This window comes from Streptomyces sp. NPDC020192 (genome assembly GCF_044388685.1).
Taxonomy (GTDB): Bacteria; Actinomycetota; Actinomycetes; order Streptomycetales; family Streptomycetaceae; genus Streptomyces.
The window spans coordinates 1-3,346 of sequence record NZ_JBIRXG010000101.1; the positions used below are offsets into that span (position 1 = coordinate 1).

Here is a 3,346-nt window from a genome sequence, read left to right on the forward strand (position 1 = left end):
GTCCCGGTGGCCTGGGAGGGCCTGTTCGCGGGTGTCGAGCCGGGGCGGGTGAGCTTGCCGACGTACGCGTTCCAGCGGCGCCGGTACTGGCCGCAACCGTCGTCGCCGGCCGACGACGCCGCGCTGCGCGACCCGGTGGACGCGGAGTTCTGGGAGTCGATGCAGAACACCGACGTCTCCGAACTCGCGCGCTCGCTGGGCGTGGACAGCACCGTTTTGTCGGACGTGGTGCCCGCCATGCTGCGGTGGCGCGACCAGCGGCAGTCCGAGTCGCAGGCCGACGGCTGGCGCTACCGGGAGACCTGGGCGCCCGTGTCCGCCACCGGGCAGCTCCTCGACTCGCCCGCTGCGCGGTGGGCCGTGATCGTGCCCGAGGGGTACGCGGCCGACCCTTGGATGACGGCGGTGGCCGAGGCCGTCGGCGGCGAGCTGATCGAGGACGACGGCTCGGCCCCGGTGCTCAACCCCGGCTGCCCCGGAGTGGTGTCGCTGCTGGCGGTCCGGGACGACGTCGAGGGCCTGCTGTCCACCGTCCGGCTGGTACAGCACCTGCGGGTGCCGGTGTGGGCGGTCACCCGCCGCGCGGTCGCGGTGCACGGGCAGGAGCAGGTCGGTGGCGTCTGGCCGGGTGCCACCTGGGGCATCGGCCGGGTGGCCGCCCTGGAGCTGTCCGAGCGGTGGGCCGGTCTCGTGGACCTTCCCGAGGTCATCGACGACGCGGTCCGGCAGCGGCTCCGCGCGGTGGTCGCGGGCGGGCACGGCGAGGACCAGCTCGCCGTCCGGTCGTCCGGGCTGTTCGCCCGGCGCCTCGTCCAAGCCCCGGCGGCCACGCTGCCCGCGTCCTGGCGGACCAGTGGCACGGCGATCGTGACCGGCGGTACGGGCGGGGTCGGCGCACACGTGGCGCGGTGGCTGGTCCGGGTCGGCGCCGAACACATCGTGCTGGTCAGCCGCCGTGGCCCGGCCGCCGACGGTGCGCAGGAGCTGCGCGCCGAACTGGAGGCGACGGGCGCCCGCGTGAGCATCGTGGCGGGCGACGTGGGGGACCGGGAGGCGATCGCGGAGCTGATCGCCTCGGTCCCGGCGGACCTGCCGCTGCGCAGCGTCATGCACGCGGCCGGTGTCGTCGACGAGGCCGGCGCCGTGGAGACCCTGACCACGGAGGCACTGCGGGCACAGCTGCGGGTCAAGGTCACCGGCGGGCTGCTGCTCGACGAACTCACCCGGGACCTGGAGCTGGACGCGTTCGTCCTGTTCTCCTCGGGTGCGGCGGCCTGGGGCAGCGCGGGCCAGGGCAGCTACGCCGCGGCGAACGCCTGCCTCGACGCGCTCGCGGCACACCGCCGGGCGCAGGGCCTGACGGCGGTGTCCGTGGCCTGGGGCGCCTGGGACTCCCCGGGCATGATGGCCGCGGACGCCGACTACGCCCAGTACCTGGAGCGACTCGGTGTGCACCCGATGCGGCCTGAGCTGGCGGTCGCCGCTCTGCACCGGGTGCTCAGCGACGGCGACACCAACGTCACGGTCACGAACATGGACTGGTCGCGGTTCGCGCCGGCGTTCAGCCTGGCGCGGCCCAGCCGGCTGTTCTCGCTGCTGCCGGAGGCGGCCGGTGCCGCCGAGCCGGAGGAGTCCGAGGAGGGCGGCCACCTGCGGTCCATGACCGCGCAGCAGCGCTACGACTACGTGCTGAAGGCGGCCCGGGACCACGCCGCCGCCGTGCTCGGGTACGACTCGGGCGACCAGGTCGACGCCGCCCAGGCGTTCAAGGAGCTGGGCTTCGATTCGGTGACCGCGGTCGAGTTCCGCAACCGGCTCCAGACCGTCACCGGGCTGAGCCTGCCCGCCACGCTCGTCTTCGACTACCCGAACGCCGGTCGTATCGCGGGCTACCTGGCCGAGCGGTTCGGCGACGCGTCGACGGAGGTCACGGACGCGCTGCCCGCGCTGGTGGCCAGCGGTGCCGACGACCCGATGGTGATCGTGGGCATGGCCTGCCGCTTCCCCGGCGGGGTGAACAACCCGTCCGACCTGTGGCGCGTCGTCACCGACGGCGTCGACGTGATGTCCGGCTTCCCGGACGACCGCGGCTGGGACCTCGAAGCGCTCTACGACCCGAACGGTGAGCGCGCGGGCTCCTCGGTGACACGGGAAGGCGGCTTCCTCGACGACGCGGGCGCTTTCGACGCGGGCTTCTTCGGCATCTCCCCGCGCGAGGCGATGGCGACGGACCCGCAGCAGCGACTGGTGCTCGAAGCGTCCTGGGAGGCGCTGGAGCACGCCGGCATCGACCCGGCCGCGCTGGCCGGCACCGCCACCGGTGTCTTCATCGGCGCGGCGTCGTCGGGTTACAGCGAGGTCGTCAGCGCGACGCCCGAGGCTCAGGGTCACCTGCTGACCGGCGGTCTGCTGAGCGTGCTGTCGGGCCGGGTGGCGTACACCCTCGGCCTGCAGGGCCCGGCGGTGAGTGTCGACACGGCATGCTCGTCGTCGCTGGTCGCGATGCACTGGGCCGGTCAGGCCCTGAACTCGGGAGAGTGCTCCCTCGCCCTGGTCGGCGGCGTGGCGGTCATGGCCACCCCCGGCGGTTTCATCGAGTTCAGCCGCCAGGGCGGCCTGGCCGCCAACGGCCGGGTCAAGGCGTTCGCGGAAGCGGCGGACGGCACCGCCTGGTCCGAGGGTGTCGGTGTCGTGGTCGTCGAGCGTCTTTCGGATGCCGAGCGCAACGGGCACCGGGTGCTGGCGGTGGTGCGGTCCAGTGCGGTGAACCAGGATGGTGCGTCCAACGGTCTGACGGCGCCGAACGGTCCGTCGCAGCAGCGGGTGATCCGTCAGGCGCTGGCGGCGGCCGGTCTGGGCTCCGCCGATGTGGACGTCGTGGAGGCGCACGGCACCGGTACGCGGCTCGGGGACCCGATCGAGGCGCAGGCGCTGCTGGCCACTTACGGCCAGGACCGTCCGGAGGGCCGGCCGCTGCTGCTGGGGTCGCTGAAGTCCAACATCGGCCACACGCAGGCCGCGGCGGGTATCGCCAGCGTGATCAAGATGGTGCTCGCGATGCGGAACGGGGTGGTGCCCCGCACGCTGCACGTGGACGCGCCGTCGTCACAGGTGGACTGGTCCGCGGGCCGGGTCGAGCTGGTCACCGAGGAGGTCGCCTGGCCGGAGGCGGAACGGCCGCGGCGCGCGGGCGTGTCGTCCTTCGGCGTCTCGGGGACGAACGCGCACGTGATTTTGGAGGCCGCGCCCGGCGTCGAGCCCGAGACGGAGGCCGGGCCCGGGACCGAGCCGGTCGCCGAGGACGGCACCGAGACGGTGTGGGTGGTGTCGGCCCGTTCGGAGCAGG

At 74.0% G+C, this 3,346-nt stretch carries 1 protein-coding gene; it reads left to right on the forward strand.

What is annotated here, in order from left to right; genetic code table 11:
- On the forward strand, positions 1-3,346 hold a 3,346-nt coding region (locus tag ACH47Z_RS46975), incomplete at both ends, for an SDR family NAD(P)-dependent oxidoreductase (RefSeq protein ID WP_399086737.1).